Origin of the sequence: Bacillus sp. FSL W8-0102 (genome assembly GCF_038007225.1) — a bacterium.
In the GTDB taxonomy this organism is placed as follows: Bacteria; Bacillota; Bacilli; order Bacillales; family DSM-4216; genus Bacillus_O; species Bacillus_O smithii.
Window position 1 is genome coordinate 306,151 of sequence record NZ_JBBOWT010000001.1, and the last position, 21,630, is coordinate 327,780.

At 41.9% G+C, this 21,630-nt stretch carries 17 protein-coding genes and 1 tRNA gene; 13 read left to right on the top strand and 5 right to left on the bottom strand.

What is annotated here, in order from left to right:
* Positions 1-372 precede the first annotated feature (372 nt).
* A complete protein-coding gene (locus N1I87_RS01585) occupies positions 373-1,539 on the bottom strand; it encodes an IS256 family transposase (RefSeq protein ID WP_341100333.1) in 1,167 nt (388 codons plus the stop codon).
* Positions 1,540-1,704: 165 nt separating this feature from the next.
* Here N1I87_RS01585 and N1I87_RS01590 point away from each other — a divergent pair, with 165 nt between their 5' ends.
* Positions 1,705-2,361 carry a DUF975 family protein gene (locus tag N1I87_RS01590; protein WP_341100358.1) on the top strand — a complete coding sequence of 219 codons (657 nt, stop codon included), beginning with the start codon at positions 1,705-1,707 and terminating at the stop codon, positions 2,359-2,361.
* A gap of 71 nt (positions 2,362-2,432) precedes the next feature.
* Here N1I87_RS01590 and N1I87_RS01595 read toward each other — a convergent pair whose 3' ends face one another.
* On the bottom strand, positions 2,433-3,281 hold the full coding sequence (locus N1I87_RS01595) for a MurR/RpiR family transcriptional regulator (RefSeq protein WP_003353155.1): 849 nt from the start codon (positions 3,279-3,281) through the stop codon (positions 2,433-2,435).
* A 436-nt stretch (positions 3,282-3,717) separates the two neighbouring features.
* On the opposite strand from N1I87_RS01595, the gene gnd reads away from it, so the two are divergent.
* The 4 genes from gnd (at position 3,718) to N1I87_RS01615 (ending at position 8,118) form a co-directional block, all read left to right on the top strand.
* Positions 3,718-4,611, top strand: coding sequence for a phosphogluconate dehydrogenase (NAD(+)-dependent, decarboxylating) (gene gnd, locus N1I87_RS01600; protein WP_341100359.1), 894 nt, complete (start codon positions 3,718-3,720; stop codon positions 4,609-4,611).
* 345 nt (positions 4,612-4,956) lie between these two features.
* Positions 4,957-5,511, top strand: coding sequence for a biotin transporter BioY (locus tag N1I87_RS01605; RefSeq protein WP_048622503.1), 555 nt, complete (start codon positions 4,957-4,959; stop codon positions 5,509-5,511).
* A gap of 7 nt (positions 5,512-5,518) precedes the next feature.
* Complete coding sequence (locus N1I87_RS01610; RefSeq protein ID WP_341100360.1) at positions 5,519-6,985, top strand: AMP-binding protein; 1,467 nt, start codon at positions 5,519-5,521, stop codon at positions 6,983-6,985.
* A complete protein-coding gene (locus N1I87_RS01615; protein WP_341100361.1) occupies positions 6,970-8,118 on the top strand; it encodes a thiolase family protein in 1,149 nt (382 codons plus the stop codon). The genes N1I87_RS01610 and N1I87_RS01615 overlap by 16 nt, the downstream gene beginning before the upstream one ends.
* Positions 8,119-8,228: 110 nt before the next feature.
* Here N1I87_RS01615 and N1I87_RS01620 read toward each other — a convergent pair whose 3' ends face one another.
* The gene (locus tag N1I87_RS01620; RefSeq protein WP_341100363.1) at positions 8,229-9,131 is read right to left on the bottom strand and encodes an aldo/keto reductase; all 903 of its coding nucleotides are present in this window, start codon (positions 9,129-9,131) and stop codon (positions 8,229-8,231) included.
* 416 nt (positions 9,132-9,547) lie between these two features.
* Here N1I87_RS01620 and N1I87_RS01625 point away from each other — a divergent pair, with 416 nt between their 5' ends.
* Positions 9,548-10,537, top strand: a complete 990-nt coding sequence (locus N1I87_RS01625) for an NADPH:quinone oxidoreductase family protein (protein WP_048622507.1) — start codon at positions 9,548-9,550, stop codon at positions 10,535-10,537.
* A gap of 125 nt (positions 10,538-10,662) precedes the next feature.
* On the opposite strand, the gene N1I87_RS01630 is transcribed toward N1I87_RS01625, so the two are convergent.
* Complete coding sequence (locus tag N1I87_RS01630) at positions 10,663-11,271, bottom strand: transglutaminase family protein (protein WP_341100367.1); 609 nt, start codon at positions 11,269-11,271, stop codon at positions 10,663-10,665.
* 325 nt (positions 11,272-11,596) lie between these two features.
* Between N1I87_RS01630 and N1I87_RS01635 the strand changes: the two genes are divergently transcribed.
* From N1I87_RS01635 to N1I87_RS01655, 5 genes are all read left to right on the top strand, one after another.
* Positions 11,597-11,669 (top strand) — tRNA-Thr (locus N1I87_RS01635).
* 121 nt (positions 11,670-11,790) lie between these two features.
* The gene (locus N1I87_RS01640; RefSeq protein ID WP_341100370.1) at positions 11,791-12,705 is read left to right on the top strand and encodes a tyrosine-type recombinase/integrase; all 915 of its coding nucleotides are present in this window, start codon (positions 11,791-11,793) and stop codon (positions 12,703-12,705) included.
* Positions 12,706-12,926: 221 nt separating this feature from the next.
* On the top strand, positions 12,927-13,655 hold the full coding sequence (locus tag N1I87_RS01645; protein ID WP_341100372.1) for a hypothetical protein: 729 nt from the start codon (positions 12,927-12,929) through the stop codon (positions 13,653-13,655).
* Between the two features lie 91 nt (positions 13,656-13,746).
* The gene (locus tag N1I87_RS01650) at positions 13,747-15,120 is read left to right on the top strand and encodes an IS1380-like element ISGsp2 family transposase (RefSeq protein WP_044899598.1); all 1,374 of its coding nucleotides are present in this window, start codon (positions 13,747-13,749) and stop codon (positions 15,118-15,120) included.
* Between the two features lie 1,050 nt (positions 15,121-16,170).
* Complete coding sequence (locus tag N1I87_RS01655; protein WP_341100373.1) at positions 16,171-17,337, top strand: IS256 family transposase; 1,167 nt, start codon at positions 16,171-16,173, stop codon at positions 17,335-17,337.
* A gap of 202 nt (positions 17,338-17,539) precedes the next feature.
* On the opposite strand, the gene N1I87_RS01660 is transcribed toward N1I87_RS01655, so the two are convergent.
* Entirely contained in the window at positions 17,540-18,721 is a 1,182-nt protein-coding gene (locus N1I87_RS01660) for an IS701 family transposase (protein ID WP_040037972.1), read from the bottom strand.
* 237 nt (positions 18,722-18,958) lie between these two features.
* On the opposite strand from N1I87_RS01660, the gene N1I87_RS01665 reads away from it, so the two are divergent.
* A complete protein-coding gene (locus N1I87_RS01665; protein WP_003353108.1) occupies positions 18,959-19,513 on the top strand; it encodes a glycerol-3-phosphate responsive antiterminator in 555 nt (184 codons plus the stop codon).
* An 896-nt stretch (positions 19,514-20,409) separates the two neighbouring features.
* The gene (locus tag N1I87_RS01670) at positions 20,410-21,606 is read left to right on the top strand and encodes a trans-sulfuration enzyme family protein (RefSeq protein WP_341100375.1); all 1,197 of its coding nucleotides are present in this window, start codon (positions 20,410-20,412) and stop codon (positions 21,604-21,606) included.
* Positions 21,607-21,630 lie beyond the last annotated feature (24 nt).

Below are 21,630 nucleotides of genomic sequence, written 5' to 3' on the forward strand. Positions count from 1 at the left end.
CAATTTAAACAGTTTTTTCATACAAGCGCTCGTAAGATAGATGTTTAAAGGAGACATGAAACAGTATCGGGAGAAGGGTTTAGGAAAAAGATCAACACATTGGATGAATGAAAGTACGTTTTAGATAAGTTAAATTCTAAAGCAATTAGGCTTTAGGAGGAGTGGGAAAACAAAAAAATAGACTTATTCATTAACTTTTTTGGTACCGTCAAGAATTTTGTGTAATGTAAGATAGATAGGGTATCTCTGAAATAGATTTAGAATAGAGGGGAAGACTGGTTTCCTCCATACAGGAGACTGAATATTCAGTCTCCTGTATGGAAAGAGAGAATCCCCCTTATAAAATCAACCTCATTGATTTACATTATTTGGTTAATTATAACGTTCTTCAAACATTCGTTGAAGGGCTTCATGTGCTTCGGCAAATCCTCGCAATTTTCGTCCTGCCCATTTCTCATTAAAATCTTGGATGGTCAAATACACGACTTTTTCAGCGGCTTCTAAACTACTCAAACTGTTCATCGGCTTTAGACGTTTCCGAATCTCTTTGATCGTTCGTTCAATGGCATTGGTCGTGTAAATCACACTTCGAATACTGCTTGGATAATCCATAAATGTAAGGAGGACATCCAACTCATTGGCCCAAGATTGAACTTCTCTCGGATACTTGTTCGACCATTTCGACTCAAACTGTTGAAACATCTGTAACGCCATCTCCTTATTCGGTGCGCGATAAATCAGTTTGAGATCCTCTGCCACTTCAAATTGATCTTTTTTCCGAACACGATTTAAGGTATTACGTACTTTGTGAACGACACAGCGCTGCACATCGGCTTTCGGATAAACGGCTTTAAAGGCTTCCTCCAGTCCCGGAAGGCCATCGAATGCACCAAGAAGTACTTCCTGTAATCCTCTCTTGTAGAGATTGTGGAGAATCTCTTGCCACCCATAGGCACTTTCTTGTCCTCCTACGAAGAAGTCGAGAATTTCACGATACCCTTCTTCGTTTACACCTAACACGACATAAATGACCTCTTTTTCTACCGTATCTCGACGAAGTTTCACGTACAACCCATCCAAATATAAGACCGAATAACGCTTGGGTAGGGGGCGATTATGCCATTTCTCGATGTCTTCCCTTACCACATCCGTGATATGGCTAATCGTTGTTGGTGAGTAGGCATTTCCTAAAATTCGTTCGATAAACTTGCCAATTTCACGCGTACTCATCCCACTTTGATACATCTTGATGACGGCTTCCTCGAGCCAGCCGGTATGGCGTTGGTAAGGGGCAAACAGCTGCGTTTGAAATTCCCCGTTTCGGTCTCTTGGAACAGAAAGTCCTTCGATACGACCATACTGCGTGTCTAGGTTTCGATGGTAATAGCCGTTTCTTCTATTCGACGTTCCCTCTTGTTCCATTTCGAGGAAAGTCTGGATTTCTTCCTTCATGATCAGCTCTAATTTTTCCTTTACAAACTCACGAATAACGTTTTCCAGTTGATTCATCCAATCTATATTCGATATACTTTTAGACATAGGTAGGGTACTCCTTTCTCTAAGATTTTTGCCAAATCAGAGAATACCCTACCTTTTTCTTTTGGTCTAACTAAATGCTTGACACAAAATTTTATACATCATCACTTTTTTTAAACAATTTTTGATGTCTTTTGAATATGTTGTATGGAGAGGAGATGAAAAAGCATGAAAATAAGGAGCATCAAGAGAGAAGCGCGGCAGGCGCTAAAAAACCATTGGGGATTTGCAGTGCTTTTGAGCATCGTCGTCTTTTTGGTTTATTCAGTGGTCCCTTATTTAGTAGAAGTCATTTTAAGCGGCGGTTTTACACGATGGGCAACTGAAGAGCAAAACTGGCCTGTCATTGTGTCTCAAATCCTCACATTGTTGTTAACACCGGTTACGGTTGGATACAGTTGGGTATTTTTACGATTGGTGAGAAAAGAACCTGTTCAAATAAAGAACACGTTCGAGCTGTTCTCCGGCAAGTTGTACTGGAAATCGCTCGGCTTGACCATTCTCATAACCATTTACACGTTTTTATGGTCTTTATTATTAGTCATTCCAGGTATTATTAAGAGCTTCGCTTATTCTCAAGCTTACTTTATTTTGAAAGATCATCCGGACTATTCATTAAATCAAATCATTACAGAGAGCAGAAAAATGATGAACGGATACAAATGGAGATACTTTCTGCTGCAATTAAGTTTTATTGGCTGGTTCATCCTCAGTTTGATTACTTTAGGTATTGGGCTTCTTTGGTTAGTTCCTTACGTCTACAGCTCATTAGCCCGTTTTTATGAAGAAATCTCTCAAAAAAGGGAAGAAGTTCCCCAACCATAATCGAAGGATAACATGTTGCCGCTCATTTACAAATGGGTGGTTTTTTTCGTAAGAGGAAGAAAAAGCGTTGTTCACACTTTTTTCACAGCGATTGCTTCCCGTATTTTTTGAAGCGTGCCTGCGGCTTTTTCTTTTCTCTCCTTCATGACGTTGACAAATAAGGCGTCAATGATGGACAATTGGGCAATGCGCGAAGCGAGAGCTTCTGAACGATATTCGGTTTCTTGTGAAACGGTATGCAAGGATAGATCGGCCTTTTGAGTGAGCGGCGATTTCGAAAAACTGGTAATGGCAATGGTTTTACAGCCGGTTTTTTTAGCAACATCCACAATTTCAAGCAAATCTTTATTCATTCCGGAATGAGAGATAAAGACCGCGACATCTTGTTTGGACAGCAAGGAGGCGGACATGATTTGAAAGTGGGCATCCATAAATGCCTCTGTAGGGATGCCTGTTCTCATAAATTTGTGCTGAGCGTCCAAAGCCACGATGGCTGAGCCGCCTGTGCCGTAAAATGAAATTTTTTTTGCCTGCAAGAGATACTCAACCGCTTCCCCAAAGTGTTGAAGGTTTAAAATGTTCAGAGTATCTTGCAATGTTCGGATATTGGACTGAAACACTTTTTCAGCGACTTGATCGCTTGTATCATCTTCTAATATGTTTTCATGTATATCTTGAATGGGGGTCACAATTTCAGATGCCAAAGCGATTTTCATTGCTTGAAACCCTTTAAAACCTATACGTTTGCAAAAACGGAAAATCGTAGCTTCGGCCACTTGAAGGTCGTCAGCTACTTGGTTGATAGTGCTGTGGATAACTTCTTGCGGTTTTTCTAAAAAGTAATCGGCAATCGTTTGTTCCTTAGGACTAAAGCTGGAATAAGCAGATCGAATGGTTTGCAAGCAAGATCGGGTGGCCATAAGTCACTCTCTCCTTTTTCGTGTTTTTAAAACAGACAAGCAATCCAAAGCAGGGATGATCATAGGGCATCGGCTGAATCTGCAGGTTCTTTGGCTTTGTTACTGTTAACCATAATCTTGTGAACGCTTCCATTAAACGGTTTTGATTTCTTGGGTTTTGCACTTCCCGAAGGTCTTATCTCCATATGATGATAAGCTCCATTGCCTGCCTTATTTGAATAACCTATATAGTTGGAAAAATTTTTGACGATTGCTCTTTGATCTTATTTCGTCCCTGATACTTTATCGGACTGTCGAACAAAACTTCCTTATTTTAGTGTACATGAAAAAAGCTGTGAATAAAATATATTTTCATTGCCATCTTTGAATTAAAAAATTTTTATTATAAAATAAAGATAAAAAGAAAATTTTTTTCTATTAAGATAGGAGAATGAATATGAAAATTGGATTAATCGGTTTAGGAAAAATGGGGCTGAATTTAGGTCAAAACTTAATCGACCATCGCCACGAAGTGGTGGCGTATGACGTCAATCCCAAGGCAGTGGAAGAAATCCAAAAGTATGGCGCTCAAGGAACTTCCAGCTTACAAGAACTGGTGGACTCGTTGGAAAAGCCAAGAATTGTCTGGATCATGGTGCCGCATGGTGTGGTAGATTCCGTCCTCAGAGACCTGAAGCCGCTTTTGGAAAAAGACGATATTGTGATTGAAGCGGGGAATTCCCACTATAAAGAGTCGATTCGTCGCTACAACGAGTTCAAAGAAGCGGGCATCCGCTTCATGGATGCCGGTACTTCCGGAGGCATGGAAGGAGCTCGCCATGGGGCTTGTTATATGGTAGGGGGAGATCCCGAAGCTTGGAACATCGTAGAACCGATTTTCCGGGATACCGCTGTGGAAAACGGCTATTTATATGCCGGTAAACCGGGCAGCGGCCACTTCTTGAAAATGGTCCACAACGGCATTGAATACGGGATGATGGCCGCCATTGGAGAAGGATTTGAAGTGTTGGAGAAAAGCGACTTTGATTTTGACTACGAAAAAGTCGCGAGAGTATGGAACAATGGGTCCGTCATTCGTTCCTGGCTGATGGAATTAACCGAACGCGCCTTCTCGAAAGATGCGAAATTAGACGGCATCAAAGGTGTAATGCACTCTTCCGGTGAAGGAAAATGGACGGTGGAAACGGCTCTGGATTTACAAACGGCCACACCGGTCATCGCCCTGTCCTTATTAATGAGATACCGGTCTTTGGAAGAAGACACGTTTACTGGAAAAGTAGTTGCTGCTTTACGAAATGAATTTGGCGGGCATGCAGTAGAAAGATCTTAAACTATTCTTTTTCAGGACCGTTAACTACACCTAAAAGCGCGGATCATGAGTGATTCGTTGAGAAAGGATGTAGTTAGCGGTCCTTTCTTTCATGGATGATTAGTTTTTTCACCGATTAACAGTCGAAGGGTCAATCGATATTGACAAAGGGAATAAAGAAAAGCAACTAAGGCGTGAGGTGGAGAGAGCGGGGGAGCGTTTCATAGGGTTTCGCTGGTCAGTCTTTTATCGTTGTATAGCAGGCTGAGCAAGTTTTGTTTTATGTAAACTTTGTTATTTTTGTAGTTTACATAAAAAGTATTGTTTACTATAATGCTAGTATCATACATCATGAGGAGGATGAAGATGAAAACAAGAGATATGGTGCTAGCGGCGATGTTTACAGCTGTGGTGGCGGCGCTAGGGTTGATACCGCCAATCCCAAGTCCGTTTTCGCCAGTTCCGATCACAGCTCAAACGTTTGGAGTGATGCTGGCTGGGGCGGTCCTTGGTCCCAGATTGGGAGGATTGAGTTTATTATTATTTGATCTGTTAGTAGCAATGGGCGTTCCGGTATTATCGGGTGGAAGAGGAGGTATGTCCGTGCTCCTTGGCCCGAGCGGAGGATATATTATGTCCTATCCGATTGCGGCGTTTTTGATTGGCTATTTGGCGGATCGCTATCGAAATAATCTAAATGTGTGGAAGTTGCTTCTTTTTAATATTTTAGGTGGGATGATTTTCGTTTACTTATGCGGAGTAACGTATTTATCCGTTGTAACCGGTACGCCATGGCTGGCGGCGATGACAGCAGCTCTGATTTACTTGCCGGGAGATTTGACGAAAGCGATCGTGTCGGCCATAGTAGCCATAGAATTGAGAAAGCGTTTATCCTTCAAACGGTTTGCGGATGAAGGATGAGCCGGCCATGTATATAGGAGAATCATTATCGCACTATGCAGAAACGCAGCCAGATACACCGGCTGTTTGTTTTGAACACACACAGATTACTTATAGGGAATTCCGGGATCACATCAAAGGAATATCCGATAAGCTTCTTCAAATATTAGGAGAGGGAAGAAGACGAAAAGTCGCTTTATGGCTAGGAAATAGGCCGGAATTCCTCGAAGCCTTTTTTGCGATTATTCGTCTCGGTTGGATCGCTGTCCCTTTAGATAGAAAATGGACGACGACGGAATTGCGTCATGCCATGAGTATTGCCTGTCCTGATGCGGTGATTGCAGAGAATGATTCTCCTCCGGGATGGCAAGAAACTTTGGTAATACCGGTCGAACAGCTGTATCAGTATTCTGCCGGCAGTTCGAATTTGCCAAAGCCTCCGACAGAAGACGACCTTTTTTATTTGGGATTTACTTCAGGTACGACGGGAAAACCGAAAGGCTATGTTCGTAATCATGGTTCATGGCTTAAAAGCTTTTCCGCCGGAGAGACAGCCTTTGGTTTTCATAGCGGCCATAGCGTTTTGGCTCCGGGGCCTTTATGCCACTCTTTGTCGTTGTTTGCCGCTGTTCATGCCATTCATGGCGGCAGCACTTTTTATATGCTTGAGTCGTTTGATGTGGACAAAGTCTGTCGTCTGTTGAAGCAAGGTTGTGTGGATATGCTGCATGTTGTCCCGACGATGCTGGAAAAAATAATGGCTCAATACCGATGGAAACCCATCATCCATCAAAGTGTCAAATGGATTTTGGCTTCCGGTGCTTATTGGGAGGAAAATTCAAAGGAGCGGGCAAAGCAGTTTTTTCCGCAGGCAAGATTGTTTGAATATTATGGAGCTTCGGAGCTAAGCTTTGTCGCTTATCAAGAATATCCGGCTGAAGAAAAAGGAAGCAAGCCATTTCCGGGTGTTCACATTCGCATTTGTGATCAAGCAGGACGGGATGTCGAACCGGGGGAAATCGGCCAAGTCTACATAGACAGCCCATTATTATTTTCCGGTTATGTAAAAGACGAGAACGAAACGAAAAAAGTGTTAACCCATTTTGGGGCCACTGTTGGCGATATGGGAAGAATGGATTCACAAGGCCGCCTTCATATTGTCGGGCGATGCAAAAATATGTTTAAAAGCGGAGGGCTGAAAGTTTACCCAGAGGAAGTAGAGCATGTCATTAAAAAGCATCCTTCGGTAGAAGAAGCGGTGGTCATTGGAATAAAGGACGAGTATTGGGGCGAAAAAGGCGTCGCATGTGTGCAGTGGAGAAAAAAAGAATCGGAAGAAGAAATCAAGCGTTTTTGCAGGCGGCATCTCGCTGCTTACAAATGCCCAAAACAATGGGTTGAAATGGATCATTGGCCTTTGACCAAAAGCGGAAAAGTGGATCGCTTCACATTAAAACAGTGGCTGGAGAAGGTGTTGTCATGCCAAGAGCAGTGATTGTGGCAGCAAAAAGAAGTGCTGTTGGAAAAATTGGCGGAATTTTCCGTAATGTTCTGCCGGAAGTGTTGGCAGCGAAAGTGATTCAAGCAGTGCTGGAGGAATGCCCTGTTCCTGCGGCAGAAATAGATGATGTGATTTTAGGGAATGTGGTGGGACCTGGGGGTAACATCGCGCGGCTTTCCGCTTTAACGGCGGGTTTGCCTGTTGAAATACCAGGAATGACCATTGATCGTCAATGCGGATCGGGGTTGGAAGCCATCATTACGGCTTGCCGTTTTGTGCAGGTTGGTGCAGGGAATATTTATTTAGCAGGTGGAGTGGAAAGCACAAGTTTGGCGCCGTGGAAAATAGAGAAACCGGCTTCTTTATATTCGACGACCGCACCGCGAATTTATACGCGCGCACGATTTTCTCCAGATTGGATCGGGGATCCGGAAATGGGGATCGCGGCGGAAAATGTCGCACGAGTGTATCATGTGAGCCGAGAAGAACAGGATGAGTATGCACTACGAAGCCATCAAAAAGCTGTCAAGGCTCAAGAAAATCAATTATTCGCTGAAGAAATTGTCCCGATAAACAACAAGAGTCAAGATGAATGTCCTCGTCCCGGACTTACTCTTTCTTTATTGAGAGCACTAAAGCCCGTTTTTCAAGAAGATGGGACGGTGACAGCGGGAAATGCGTGTCCGATCAATGACGGAGCGGCCATTGTCCTTGTGATGTCTTTGGAAAAATGTCGCGAACTGAATCTGGAGCCGGTGATGGAGTTTATCGACAGCGCTGTAGCAGGTGTCGATCCGAATCTGCTTGGAATCGGACCGGTTCCAGCGGTAAAGAGATTGCTGCACAGAACGGGAATCAGCCTACAGGATATTGACTTGGTTGAATTTAATGAAGCTTTTGCTTCTCAAGTGATTGCTTCCATTCGCGAATTGGGGTTGCCGGAAGAAAAAGTGAATATTCACGGAGGCGCCTTAGCCATTGGACATCCTTATGGGGCATCAGGGGCCATTATTGTGACAAGGCTTTTTCATGAAATAAAGCGTGATTTTGGAGAAACGGGCCTTGCCACTTTAGGGATAGGCGGTGGAATTGGACTTTCGGCTTTGTTTCAACGTTTCCGATCATGACCATTGATCATCCCCTTCTCCCGCACTGTATCCGTGAGCGGGAAAAGGGGATTTGCCGGACATAGGCTGGGTTTAAGATTTTAGAAAGTTGTTATATGGTCGGAAAGGGATTAAGGCACCTCATGTCCCATGGAGCTGTGAAGTATTTCGAACCATTGGTCGTGTGTTAATGTATGCTCTAAAGATCGGACCGCTTTTTGGATGCGTTCTTTTTTTCCGGACCCCACGATTGGCATAATCTTGGCCGGGTGGTTCAAAAGCCAGGCATACAAAACTTCGTCTATGCTCTCCGCTTGAATTTCCCGGGCAATTTTCGCTAATGTTTTTCTCATTCGCACTGCCTTTTTTTCTTGGGACGAGAAAATGGCGCCACCGCCTAAAGGCGACCAAGCCATAGGTGGTATCCGTTTTTTTAAGCAAAAATTCAAAGTACCGTCCTCGAAATTTTCTAAATGATAAGCGGAAAGCTCTAATTGATTGGTAATCAATTTTTCTTCTAAATAAGACTCAAGCATTTCAAATTGGTGGTCTTTGAAATTGGATACTCCAAAATAGCGAACTTTTCCGGCTTTTTTTAATTCGGCAAAGGCTTCGGCCGTTTGTTCGGGATCCATAAACGGATCAGGACGGTGAATCAGCAATACATCAATATAGTCGGTTTGAAAGTTTTTTAATGACTGATCGACGGAACGAATGATATGTTCTTTACTGGTGTTATAATGATGTGATAAATGTTCCGGCCGGTTTGGCGAGGGAAGGACAATGCCGCATTTTGTGACAATTTCCATCTTTTCTCGCAAACTTGGTTTAAGGGCCAGTGCTTCTCCGAATAGCGCTTCACATGTGTAGCTACCGTAAATATCAGCGTGGTCAAAGGTCGTAATGCCTAGTTCAAGACAATATTCAATGATTGAAAGAGTTTCTTCTTTTGATTTTTTCCAATCCGCCAACCGCCAATAACCGTGGATGATTCGAGAAAATGATAAATCACTGGCTAATTTTACTCTTTCCATTCATCATTCTCCTTCTGTGAATAAGATAAACGATAATACAGATTTATCTTAACCTTTCCAACATTTCCTGTCATTACCAAATCATTCATGAACTATGCTTCTTTTTTGCTAATGGGAATTCATAATTGAGCTATAGCTAAGTTTTGAAATCATGACAAACCACGTGATTTCCTTTTGCTTTATCATTCATTATGGAGTGGTTAGTTTAACGTTGGCGGTGAATTTGTGTATTTAAATGAATAGATGATCTTCTTGTCTTAGGATTTAGAAGGGATGGATCATGAACGGCAAAATAAAAGGAACATCGTCAAAAGCAGTGCTTTTTCGAAATGAAATATCGCGAAAAAGAAGGAATTAGCAACGCAAGAGGAGAATTATTTTCTGATATGGAAATTTAGAATAAAGGGGGATTCGACATGGAGAAATTTCGTGCCTTAGTGGCGGACAAACAGGAGGAGGCTTTTTCACTAAAGATAAAAGAGCTGACAAAAGAGGATCTTCCAGAAGGCGATGTTACGATAAAAGTTTATTATTCCAGCGTGAACTATAAGGATGGGCTGGCATCGATAAACAACAGCACAGTGGTTAGAAAATATCCTATGGTTCCGGGGATCGATCTGGCGGGGAAAGTCATTGAATCCAAAAATGATCGTTTTAAAGAAGGAGACGAAGTGTTAATTACGGGTTATGACTTAGGTGTGGCCCATTTTGGCGGATACAGCGAAGTGGCTCGTGTTCCCGCTGATTGGGTTGTTCCGTTGCCGAAAGGTCTTTCCATGAAGGAAGCAATGGCAATAGGCACGGCTGGTTTTACGGCTGCTCTTTCGGTCCATCGACTAGAGGAAAATCATCTTTCTCCAAGTCAAGGACGGGTATTGGTGGCTGGAGCGACTGGAGGAGTTGGAAGCCATGCCATTTCCATACTGAGCCGACTTGGCTATGAAGTAACGGCAAGTACTCGCAAAAAAGCGGAGCATGACTACTTAAAGCAGTTGGGTGCAAGCGATTTTGTTTCTCCAGAAGAATTTGTCATGCCTGAAAAACGCGCCTTGTTGAAGCAACAGTGGGCTGCCGCTGTCGATCCGGTCGGAGGACAATATTTGCCGTACATATTAGCGTCGATTCGATACGGAGGTTCTGTTGCTTTAAGCGGAATGACGGGGGGAACCAACTTTCAATCTACCGTATTTCCATTCATTTTGCGTGGGGTAAACTTGCTTGGCATTGATTCGGTCTTCTGCCCAATGGAGACTAGATTGCATCTCTGGGAGAAGTTGGCTGATGAGTGGAAACCGGATCATCTACTTGATTCGATCAGCCATGAAGTTACGCTCGATGAATTGCCGGATGTATTGGCTAAAATCTTAAGAGGCGAAATGCGCGGAAGAACGATTGTAAAGTTATAATCGTTGGAAAAATTTTTTTTTTTAAGACCTAAAATCTAAAAATCTTTCAAAAAAGGTAGGCACATATTATCGTGCATAATATGTTTGCTTGCCTTTTTCTTAAGAATGAATAAGCATTGGGGATTTTATAAGTTTTCAGGCAAATAATATTGATACATGTCTAACGCATTGGTGTGTTTTTCTAAAACGGCAATGGTTTTTGGATTAGGTTTTGTATAGATGATGGGGAAATCTTTTTCGTCATGCTTTTCTTGGATTGGAAATGCCAAGATTTCGTGATCGATAGAAAATTCTGCTTGCACCCCAGGTTTATTTCCACGAGCATCTAAACGAATCCAGCGATTGAATGAGCGAAGAAAAATCCCATTCAGTGTATGAAGAGAATAACCCTTGTCAGGAGTATCAAATATCATAAGCCGTTGATAACAAAAACCTGTTGGTATTCGTTGCGATCTTAATAAAGCTGCTAATAAATTAGCTTTGGCATAACAAATTCCTTCTTTATATCTAAGCACCTCAGACGCTTTACACGTAACTCTTGTGCTTTGTATATCCCACGAGTGCGAAATCTCATCTCTTACAAATTCAAATGCTATTTTAGTTTTTTCAATTTCTGACTGCCCTTCATAAAACAGTTCGTTCCTTTTTTTCTGAATGAGAGGGTGAGAAAAATTGACAACATCTAATTCTACTAGATAGTCCACTAAATTAGCTGACTCGGGAATTAACTCCATTTTTAGTTCCCCCTTATCAAATTTAATTTTACATAATTATAAGAATATTCTATTAAAAATACAATGATGAAATTAACTTAGGAAGGGTAACTAGCACCACGCTGAGTTTTTCGTGTCCGGGAATCGCAGGTGGATATACGAGGTCTTTTTCATGGATTAGAGGGAGAAAACGCCGCTTCGATAACAAAAGAGATAAAGCCTATCAGCAGTGAATGCGTGCCAAAACAAAAAAATCATGGAAATCTGCAATTTCTACTTGAATTTTGGAGCAAATAGAGGTAAATTATATATTGGCCGTTGCGAAAAGCGGTAAATTCCATATCATGCTGGTGTAGCACAGCTGGTAGTGCACTTCACTCGTAATGAAGGGGTCGCAGGTTCGAGTCCTGTCACCAGCATAAGTCCAGTAATATCAACGGTTTGAACGGTTTCTAAACAATCAAATATGTAGTGGTCGGAAGCAGAATTTTTCCGACAAACAGAAGTCACTTCGCAGTCAAATGTGAGGTGACTTTTTTTGTGCTCATAAAGTTTGCTATTGAGGATTTTTTTGATGATAGAAAGTTTAACAATGTAACAGAAAACACTTTGACCACCTATCGTTATTATTTAAGAGATTTTCAAGAATTTTGCCAAGAGAACGAAATCGTGAACGTGGAGGATATAACCCCTAACTTAGTCAAAAACTTTCTAATCAGTTGCCAAAAGAAAGGAAATAACGCCACAAGTATTAATTCCAAATTGGCACGTATCAGGGCTTTTTTAAATTACATGGTTGAATGTGATGTTATTAAAGAGAATCCAGCCAAAAAGGTTAAGAAGGCGAAAACAGATGTAAAAATTGATGTATTTACAGATCAGCAAATAAAACAAATGCTGTCTTATTACAGACGAATAAAACAACGTGAAAAAAGTTTATTCGCTTATCGTGATTACACATTGATTGTTACCTTATTGGGGACAGGTCTTAGGTTGCAAGAAGTTGTTAATTTGAAGTGGTCTGATTTAGATTTTGAAAATTACACCCTTACTGTCTTTGGCAAAAACCGCAAACGTGAAATGATTCCAATCACAGAAAAGTTAGTGAAAGAGTTATTAGCATATCAAGTTTTTCTTAAAGGTTATTTTAAAGATAAGCAAATTGAATATGTGTTTACCAATATAAAAGGGAAACAAATGACAAAGAATGCAGTCCAATCAATCTTTAAAAGATTGTCAAAAATTATGAATTTTAAGAATGTTCGCTTGAGTTGTCATACCTTTAGACATACATTCTGCCAAAAATTAGCCATGTCTGGAATGTCGGTATTTGCCATTCAGAAATTAATGAGACACCAGGATATAAGTGTAACGATGCGATATGTTGCAATGTGGGGTAACGATTTAAAGGAACAGAATGACAAATTTAATCCATTAAACAAATTGGAATTTTAAAGAGGGATAGTAAAAGAAAGTGGAAATTGAAGAGAGGTACAGCCATTTGTAAGCAAAAAAAGAGGGAACGAGCACCGCAAATACTCATTCCCAAGTGTGGATAGACACACATATAAAACTTAGCAATTACAGTATATACTAATTTTAAAAAATGGACAAGTATATACTTTTATTTATGTGTGTCTATCCTATCGAACATATATTCGGTAGGAGGATTATTTATGCTAATAGGGAACATTGAACAATTTAAGCATCTTTCGCAGTTTACTACTCTTAAAGACTTCAACAACCACATTGAAATGTGGCTTGCAGAATACAAAAGCCATTTCACCAAATCAGAACTCATTGCACTCAAACGCCTTATTCGCTTTTCTGCAAAGGTTTATGGTGTATCCACAGCATCCATCAACACCATTCTTAAGGCAACAGAAAAAGATGGTGTAGGTGTATCAGAATCCACCTTCCATCGCATGAAACGCAAAGCGGTTAAAATTGGGATTTTATCCATTCACTACACGACACGTAAGAATGGTAGTCAATCATCAAATGTGTGGGTATTTAATCGTTTTGTTAATACAATTGACACCCCTATTACAGAACAAAATAAGCAAGAAACTCAAGCAAATCAAGGCGCTGACGCTAATTTAAATGAAATGGAAATTGACAGCCCCAATAAAACTAACATTCAATCTAAAACTAGTATTCTTATAAATAAACGTTATACAGGTAACGAAGCAGAATTTACATCAAATCGTGTGCCAAAAGAATTTGTCAAATTAGTTTCATGCTTTTATGGTAAAGCAGACACAATAGAAGAACTTTGGAAGGTTGTTAAATGTGCTACTCACACGCTCAATTACACCATTGCAGAAGTAACGGAAATGGCTTGTGACTGCTTTAGACAACTCATTAGACTTGTTAAAAAGGGCAGAATTAAGAAATCTACCTGAATCCGTGACAAAACATCTTTACAATGGTCGCAAACCGTTGATACGATAAGGAAAAACGACGTTGACGATTCTTCATCAAGTAGGTGATGTGATGAAAGATTTCCCGATTCGGTTTGTATTGACAGATGAAGCGATTACCCCAAGTGCTGGGCTTGCTCTCGTTGGCTACTTACTCCATCGAACGAAACTGGATAAACGGGTAAACGCACTTCGGCTTCCAACGGTTCGTCGAGAAGTGCACATTTCCCATAGCGATGTCATTCGCTCGATGATTGGCTTGCTTGCCACAGGAAAAACGGATTTCGATCATATCGAAGCGTATCGTCAGGACGATATCTTTTCGGCATCGATGGGGATTCAGCACGTGCCTTCCTCTCCAACCTTGCGACAACGACTCGATCAGCTCGCTTGTCTTCCGATGACCGAAACGATTCTTTGGGAGGAGTCCATACGTCTGTTGATTCAACGACATGCCACTTTGTCCCCTTGTTGGACCAAAGGAAAGACGACATGGCTTCCCCTTGATATAGATGGTTCCCCATTTGACAACTCCGATACGAAAAAAGAAGGAGTCAGTCGAACGTATAAAGGATTTGACGGTTTTACACCGTTGTTTGCGTATGCAGGGAAGGAAGGGTATCTCGTTCATGCCGAGTTGCGTCCAGGGAAACAACATGTGCAAGACAACATGCCCTCGTTTTTAGTCACCGCTATCCGTCGAGCTCGTCAACTGACTTCATCTCGTCTGCTTGTTCGCATGGATGCAGGAAACGATGCAGAAGCGAATGTGCACGTATGCCTAAAGGAAGACGTGGACTTTGTCATCAAGCGAAACTTACGCCGAGAATCGAAAGCGCTTTGGTTCCAGATCGCTTCGCAAAAGGGCAAACGTGTCGATGATGGACAAAGCGAAGGAGTACAAACCTATGAGCTATGCCTTCCACAGAAGGCAGCGATCGATGGAAACACGTATACGTACGTTCAAGTCACCCAAGTAACGGAACGGACGATGGAACGCAATGGACAGCTGATGCTCGTTCCTGATTATGAAGTGGAAAGCTATTGGGTGCGGCTCAAAGGATACGAGCATGTTCGAATGAGCGATGTGCTCGCGTTGTATCATGACCATGCGACATGCGAACAGTTTCATAGCGAACTGAAGAGCGACTTAGATTTAGAGCGGCTTCCATCTGGGAAGATGAAAACGAATGCGCTCGTGTTGGTCATGGGAGCCTTCGTTTACAATCTTCTTCGTCTGATTGGACAAGATCTATTAAGCGATCCGAGACATCCGTTGCACCACAAAGTGAAACGCCGCCGCATCAAGACGATTATTCAGACGGTGATCACGATGGCAGGGCGACTCGTCCGTCGATCACGACAGATCTGGATGAAACTGACGCGAAGGAGTGGTTATAGCGAGCCCCTACTGAACGTCTATCAGAAATGGAGAGAGGCAAGATAACGAACGAATGTTCGGTCGCTGATGTCCAACGTCACTCCCTGTGCTTTTTTGTCTCTTTTTTTGGTTCGTATACCTAAAAAAGAGATTGGTTCCATTTTCGGAAATAGAGATGACATAGGTCATAAGCATAAAAAGGGTTTTATGGATTATCAATCCATCAAAATTACAACAAAATCAAAGTCGATTTCAATTCATCACGGATTCAGGAAATCTATTTATGCTTGCTTTTGGGGCATTGTACAGAAGAAATTGGATGAGATGTACTTTAAGGAATTATATGAGTTGGGTTTTGCTATGTAGTCAACAGAAAAGCATTTTTGCTTTGATTTTTAACGTTATAACATAAAAAATTAAGGTCAATATCTATCTCATAGGTATTCTATTTAATAAAGAGTTATGATCAAAAATTGATTTTATAAAATAAAAAATTGAGGTAAAAATGGAGTGGGCAAGACGGTTGGAGAGAATTGAGAGAGTTAAAGCAGAGGAGAGAAGAAAAGCAACACTCATACAAAATGCAAATTCCGAGGTGGAAAATTTTCCACAACGGGACACAGGAGGTAAAACTCGTGACATCGTAGCTACAAAAAGTGGTTTTGGTAGTAGAGAAAAATATCGAGGTGGGTAAAATGCAAAAAATTTATGGTATTCCTCGATATTTATAAAATCAAAAACCTTGAAAAATCAACGAAAAATAAATGCGAAAAATAAAAAAGGATATATTTAATAAAAAATGTCACTATTATTGAGAGGGTATTAATAACCAAGTGGGTAAATTGCAAAAAAAATATTCATCAATGCCAACTAATGCCACAAGAAAAATATTGAAAAATCAATGAGAATATATCTATTTACATAACTTTAATAAAAAATGTCCTTATATATGAGGGGGAGTTTTTAAAGGTGGGCAATTTAAAGTAAATGATGAATGTTGGACAGACAAAAAGGATGATGTATAAAATTTTGTGTCAAGCATTTAGTTAGACCAAAAGAAAAAGGTAGGGTATTCTCTGATTTGGCAAAAATCTTAGAGAAAGGAGTATCCTACCTATGTCTAAAAGTATATCGAATATAGATTGGATGAATCAACTGGAAAACGTTATTCGTGAGTTTGTAAAGGAAAAATTAGAGCTGATCATGAAGGAAGAAATCCAGACTTTCCTCGAAATGGAACAAGAGGGAACGTCGAATAGAAGAAACGGCTATTACCATCGAAACCTAGACACGCAGTATGGTCGTATCGAAGGACTTTCTGTTCCAAGAGACCGAAACGGGGAATTTCAAACGCAGCTGTTTGCCCCTTACCAACGCCATACCGGCTGGCTCGAGGAAGCCGTCATCAAGATGTATCAAAGTGGGATGAGTACGCGTGAAATTGGCAAGTTTATCGAACGAATTTTAGGAAATGCCTACTCACCAACAACGATTAGCCATATCACGGATGTGGTAAGGGAAGACATCGAGAAATGGCATAATCGCCCCCTACCCAAGCGTTATTCGGTCTTATATTTGGATGGGTTGTACGTGAAACTTCGTCGAGATACGGTAGAAAAAGAGGTCATTTATGTCGTGTTAGGTGTAAACGAAGAAGGGTATCGTGAAATTCTCGACTTCTTCGTAGGAGGACAAGAAAGTGCCTATGGGTGGCAAGAGATTCTCCACAATCTCTACAAGAGAGGATTACAGGAAGTACTTCTTGGTGTATTCGATGGCCTTCCGGGACTGGAGGAAGCCTTTAAAGCCGTTTATCCGAAAGCCGATGTGCAGCGCTGTGTCGTTCACAAAGTACGTAATACCTTAAATCGTGTTCGGAAAAAAGATCAATTTGAAGTGGCAGAGGATCTCAAACTGATTTATCGCGCACCGAATAAGGAGATGGCGTTACAGATGTTTCAACAGTTTGAGTCGAAATGGTCGAACAAGTATCCGAGAGAAGTTCAATCTTGGGCCAATGAGTTGGATGTCCTCCTTACATTTATGGATTATCCAAGCAGTATTCGAAGTGTGATTTACACGACCAATGCCATTGAACGAACGATCAAAGAGATTCGGAAACGTCTAAAGCCGATGAACAGTTTGAGTAGTTTAGAAGCCGCTGAAAAAGTCGTGTATTTGACCATCCAAGATTTTAATGAGAAATGGGCAGGGCGAAAGTTGCGAGGATTTGCCGAAGCACATGAAGCCCTTCAACGAATGTTTGAAGAACGTTATAATTAACCAAATAATGTAAATCAATGAGATAAGGGGGATTCTCTCTTTCCATACAGGAGACTGAATATTCAGTCTCCTGTATGGAGGAAACCAGTCTTCCCCTCTATTCTAAATCTATTTCAGAGATACCCTATCTATCTTACATTACTGTAGTTGAGCAATTTTAATTACAATAATTACCATGTAAAAGAGACAAACAGGGTACCCCTTATGCCACGTGGAGCTGTTTTTTCACGGTATCAATGGGAATATTTTGTTTCGCTGCACGGTAAATGAACTCCACGAGGCTATGTCCTTTTCTCTTGCGCAGAAGATCGAGCCCATCAGAAAAATCGCTGTTCGACTCGAACATGCTGTACACGTAAGCAAGCTGCACCAAGATCCAGTAGCGTTTCACCGCCCGACGTCCGCGAACGCGGTATCCATCGAGTTTCAGCTGGTCTTTCGCTTGACGGAAAAAACATTCGATCGACCAACGCTGGGCATAGTAGCGCAAGATCTCTTCATCGCTTAGATCCCGGTCGGTGCTCAAGACGCAGTGAAGATGTTCCGATGTCATCGGCTGATCGGCTTTCCAAGCGAGCAGCACCACGGCATCATCGAGACCTTTGAGAGAGCCTTCGTAGCGATAAACCCGATAACGCTCTTCTCCCACCGTGACGAGGTGAGTGTCTTTCGGTTCGATGTAGCGGGCAAACTCCCTCACCTGAACCGCAATGCCTTTTGGATAAAGAAGCCGATTGGCCTTGAGCATTGCGATTACGTGGAATCCCTTTTTCAGACAAGCTTCCACGAGCGTTTGCGATGGATACCAAGAGTCCATCAGCACATAAACAGGACGGTGTACATCCAAAGAAGAAAGCATCTCGATCGCGAGTTCCCCCTTGCTTTTCCCAGCCGCCTTGTCGTAGAGGCGGAACGCAAAGGGAAAAGCCTGGGTCATCGTATGAACCATGAGCCAAACGAGAGAATGTCCCCAGATCGACTTTTTCTCTGTGTGAGAATAGTGCCAATCACACCCTTGAATGGCGTGCGTTGCCTGTGACGAAGGCTTGGTTTTTTGGCAAATCGTATCATCGATCGAAACAAAAAGGGGTTGATTCTCCTGTTTGGCGATGCGTTCGACACGACGAAGCATCCACTGTTGAAGTTTGCGAAGCAGCGTCTCTTCATCCCAAGGGCTTTTCGTGAAAAAATGGCTGAGTGTCGTGCGGTGGTTCGGATGAAAGCTCCAATGATGAAGATCGGTCAATGTTCCCGCAAATCCTTTGGTGGTCAGCGCATCCACGATATGAACGAGATGCTTCATGACAGGTTTTGAAAAATAAAGTGCCAACCCCAACATCGTGAAAAACTTGTGGATTCCTTGATGATGTGCTAATCTATTCATGAGACATGAACCTCCTTGTGAATAGTTTTGGTGACACATCTATTCTAATCAAGGAATCGGGTTCATGTCTCTTTTTTTGTTTGGTTGTAAATTTATGTTAGCGAATTTGCTCATCTATAGTTACATTACACAAAATTCTTGACGGTACCTTTTGAGCTCTTCTATATTCTAAATGGTGATGTTAAAATGAGTCAGAAAAGAATAATTTGGAATTAGGGGATGTAGGAGGGCTTTAGCATGGGATTTCATGGGCAAAAAATTTTACCGGCGATTCGTTCCATGAAGGATTTTGAAAAAATGCTGGAGATGCCGTATCAATATGGGGTATTTCTTGACCTTCATCTTGGAATGGTAAAAAGCGTGTATGAGTATGCACGCCGATACGACAAAAAGATGTTTTTACATATTGATTTGATACATGGTTTAACGAGCGATGAAAATGCGACGGAATTTATCGTCCAGTACGCCAAGCCTTACGGGATCATCTCCACAAAAGGCAGCGTCATTTTGAAAGCAAAGCAAAAAGGGATTTTCGCGACACAACGCGCTTTTATCATCGATTCCAGCGCTCTTGAGAGAAGCGTTAAATTAGTTGAAAAAACCAATCCGGATTACATAGAAGTGCTTCCCGGTGTGGTGCCGAAAATTATAAAGGAACTGCATGTAAAAACAAAAAAGCCAATATTTGCCGGTGGGCTGATCGAATCCGCGGAAGAGGTGGAACAGGCTTTAGCAGCAGGGGCTTGTGCGATTACGACTTCCAATGTGGATTTATGGAAACAATTTATATAGGGCGGCTGAAAAATGCCGATCGGATTGCCCGAACGCCTTAGCGGAGGACATACACAAATTCCTTTGGAATTAGTGTTTCCGGTGAAGACGAAGCCAATTTGCGGTATCGGATTTTTTCTATTGCTTTCCATCATCTCAATCTAGCCTTATCTAGCGGCAATATTAAATTTATGAAAATGATGGAAAAAGGTTTTCATATAAGCAAGCAACCTTGAATGATGTCCGTTCTTTAAGTACTTAACAAGTGCATATCCCAAAATTTTCATGGGCGAAAAAAACAGAAAGCAGTCTAGACCTTCTTTATTCAGGTTTTAGGCTGCTTTTTAATCCATTTCCTACTCTTCTATTGAAATAGTAAAGCATTTAATGAATTTTGTTTTTATCTGTTCATTGTCCATGCCATGCTTTAAAGAGCGTATAGGTATTAGGTCAAGAAACGGACACGTTAAATCGAGAATCGCCTCTCGTTATCTATTGATTCCATTGCGTACTAGCTTCTTCATGGTTCATCTCTCTTAATTCTGTTGAAGCGATTTGGTGATCGATCAATGATCACGGAAAAGGAACTGTTTCTTGTTTTGGATGAGGTTTTTCCGTTCCAAAGCATGAAAAAAAGGAAGGTTATGAGCATTCGTGCAGAAATATGAGCCGTTATTTTCATGAATGAGCCTTTATTCAAGAATATGAGCTTCATTTTTCGAAAAAACGGGCTTTTTTTATTTCTTTCGCTTTGCCAAGGAACAAAATCATTTTTATTCCCGATTTCCAACCCGTTGCGAATACACGAACTTTGAAAGTTGAGTAATTAATAGTATAATTTTTATATTATTTATTATATTCTTAATTTAAGGATAATTTTCGGAATGTTATTAAGAAAAATAAAGAGGAGGGGGAGTATGAATAAACGTAAAGATCACAATCTCGAGGAACTTCAAAATGAAACTTTGGCCGTACATGCTGACGAATGGGTGACCAATGATCGGACGGTAGCTCCGGCTATTTATTACTCTGCTACTTTTCGTGCAGATAATGCTGCCGAATTTGCTGATATGGCGGGTACGCCGCGCCATCCGCAATATTACACGCGTTACGGCAATCCAGTGCATGAGCGTGTAAAGAAAGTGATAGCTGAGCTCGAAGGTACAGAAACCGCACTTGTAACAGGTTCTGGGATGGGAGCGATTGCTACGACGCTTCTAGCGCTTGTCAGTGCAGGCGACCATGTGGTTGCACAGACACGCCATTATATGAGCACTGCCAAAATTATGGATGAGATGTTGCCGCGGTTTGGTGTCGAAGTGACGGTTGTGGAGCAATCTGATGTGACAGCTTTTGAAAAAGCCATTCGCCCTAATACAAAGCTTATTATGATTGAAACTCCGGCCAATCCGACGTTGGTGTTAACCGATATTGCCGCAGTAGTAGAGTTGGCCCGTCCACGGGGCATTATCGTCGTGGCTGATAACACATTTGCATCGCCGATTAACCAGCGGCCCCATGATCTGGGTGTCGACGTGGTTATCCACAGCGCAACAAAATATTTGGGCGGACACCATGATTTGACCGCCGGCGTCATTTGCACAAGCGAAGAATTAGCTGAACGTATTTGGCACACGCATATCTCAATCGGTTCGGTGCTCTCGCCAATGGACGCATGGCTGCTGTTACGCGGTTTGCGTACACTTCCGATGAGAGTTGAACGCATCAACGCCAATGCCCTCGCCTTGGCCGAATTTCTGGAGAAGCAGCCGCAGATTGAACGGGTGTATTATCCCGGTCTTGCCAGCCATCCGCAGCATCAATTGGCGAAACGCCAGATGCGCGGTTTCGGCGGAATGATCGCTTTTGCAGTCAAAGGCGGTTACGAAGAAACTCAGCGCTTCGTTTCTGCTTTAAAATTGTCGCTTAACGCAGTCAGCCTCGGTGGGGTCGATTCACTGGTTGTACATACAGCTGCGATGTGGGAAGGCGTGATGAACGAGGAGCAAATGCGGACTGCCGGGATCCCATATAATTTCGTACGCTTTTCGGTTGGCATCGAGCATATCGATGACTTGAAAGCGGATATTTTGCAAGCTTTGCAGGCGATATAAAAGACGATTCACGAGGTGCAAAAA

Bases quoted from the DNA above. Each gene is read 5' to 3' on its own strand.
- N1I87_RS01585 (WP_341100333.1), bottom strand. From the start codon at position 1,539: ATGTCTAAAAGTATATCGAATATAGATTGGATGAATCAACTGGAAAAC.
- N1I87_RS01590 (WP_341100358.1), top strand. From the start codon at position 1,705: ATGAAAATAAGGAGCATCAAGAGAGAAGCGCGGCAGGCGCTAAAAAAC.
- N1I87_RS01595 (WP_003353155.1), bottom strand. From the start codon at position 3,281: ATGGCCACCCGATCTTGCTTGCAAACCATTCGATCTGCTTATTCCAGC.
- gnd (WP_341100359.1), top strand. From the start codon at position 3,718: ATGAAAATTGGATTAATCGGTTTAGGAAAAATGGGGCTGAATTTAGGT.
- N1I87_RS01605 (WP_048622503.1), top strand. From the start codon at position 4,957: ATGAAAACAAGAGATATGGTGCTAGCGGCGATGTTTACAGCTGTGGTG.
- N1I87_RS01610 (WP_341100360.1), top strand. From the start codon at position 5,519: ATGTATATAGGAGAATCATTATCGCACTATGCAGAAACGCAGCCAGAT.
- N1I87_RS01615 (WP_341100361.1), top strand. From the start codon at position 6,970: ATGCCAAGAGCAGTGATTGTGGCAGCAAAAAGAAGTGCTGTTGGAAAA.
- N1I87_RS01620 (WP_341100363.1), bottom strand. From the start codon at position 9,131: ATGGAAAGAGTAAAATTAGCCAGTGATTTATCATTTTCTCGAATCATC.
- N1I87_RS01625 (WP_048622507.1), top strand. From the start codon at position 9,548: ATGGAGAAATTTCGTGCCTTAGTGGCGGACAAACAGGAGGAGGCTTTT.
- N1I87_RS01630 (WP_341100367.1), bottom strand. From the start codon at position 11,271: ATGGAGTTAATTCCCGAGTCAGCTAATTTAGTGGACTATCTAGTAGAA.
- N1I87_RS01645 (WP_341100372.1), top strand. From the start codon at position 12,927: ATGCTAATAGGGAACATTGAACAATTTAAGCATCTTTCGCAGTTTACT.
- N1I87_RS01650 (WP_044899598.1), top strand. From the start codon at position 13,747: ATGAAAGATTTCCCGATTCGGTTTGTATTGACAGATGAAGCGATTACC.
- N1I87_RS01655 (WP_341100373.1), top strand. From the start codon at position 16,171: ATGTCTAAAAGTATATCGAATATAGATTGGATGAATCAACTGGAAAAC.
- N1I87_RS01660 (WP_040037972.1), bottom strand. From the start codon at position 18,721: ATGAATAGATTAGCACATCATCAAGGAATCCACAAGTTTTTCACGATG.
- N1I87_RS01665 (WP_003353108.1), top strand. From the start codon at position 18,959: ATGGGATTTCATGGGCAAAAAATTTTACCGGCGATTCGTTCCATGAAG.
- N1I87_RS01670 (WP_341100375.1), top strand. From the start codon at position 20,410: ATGAATAAACGTAAAGATCACAATCTCGAGGAACTTCAAAATGAAACT.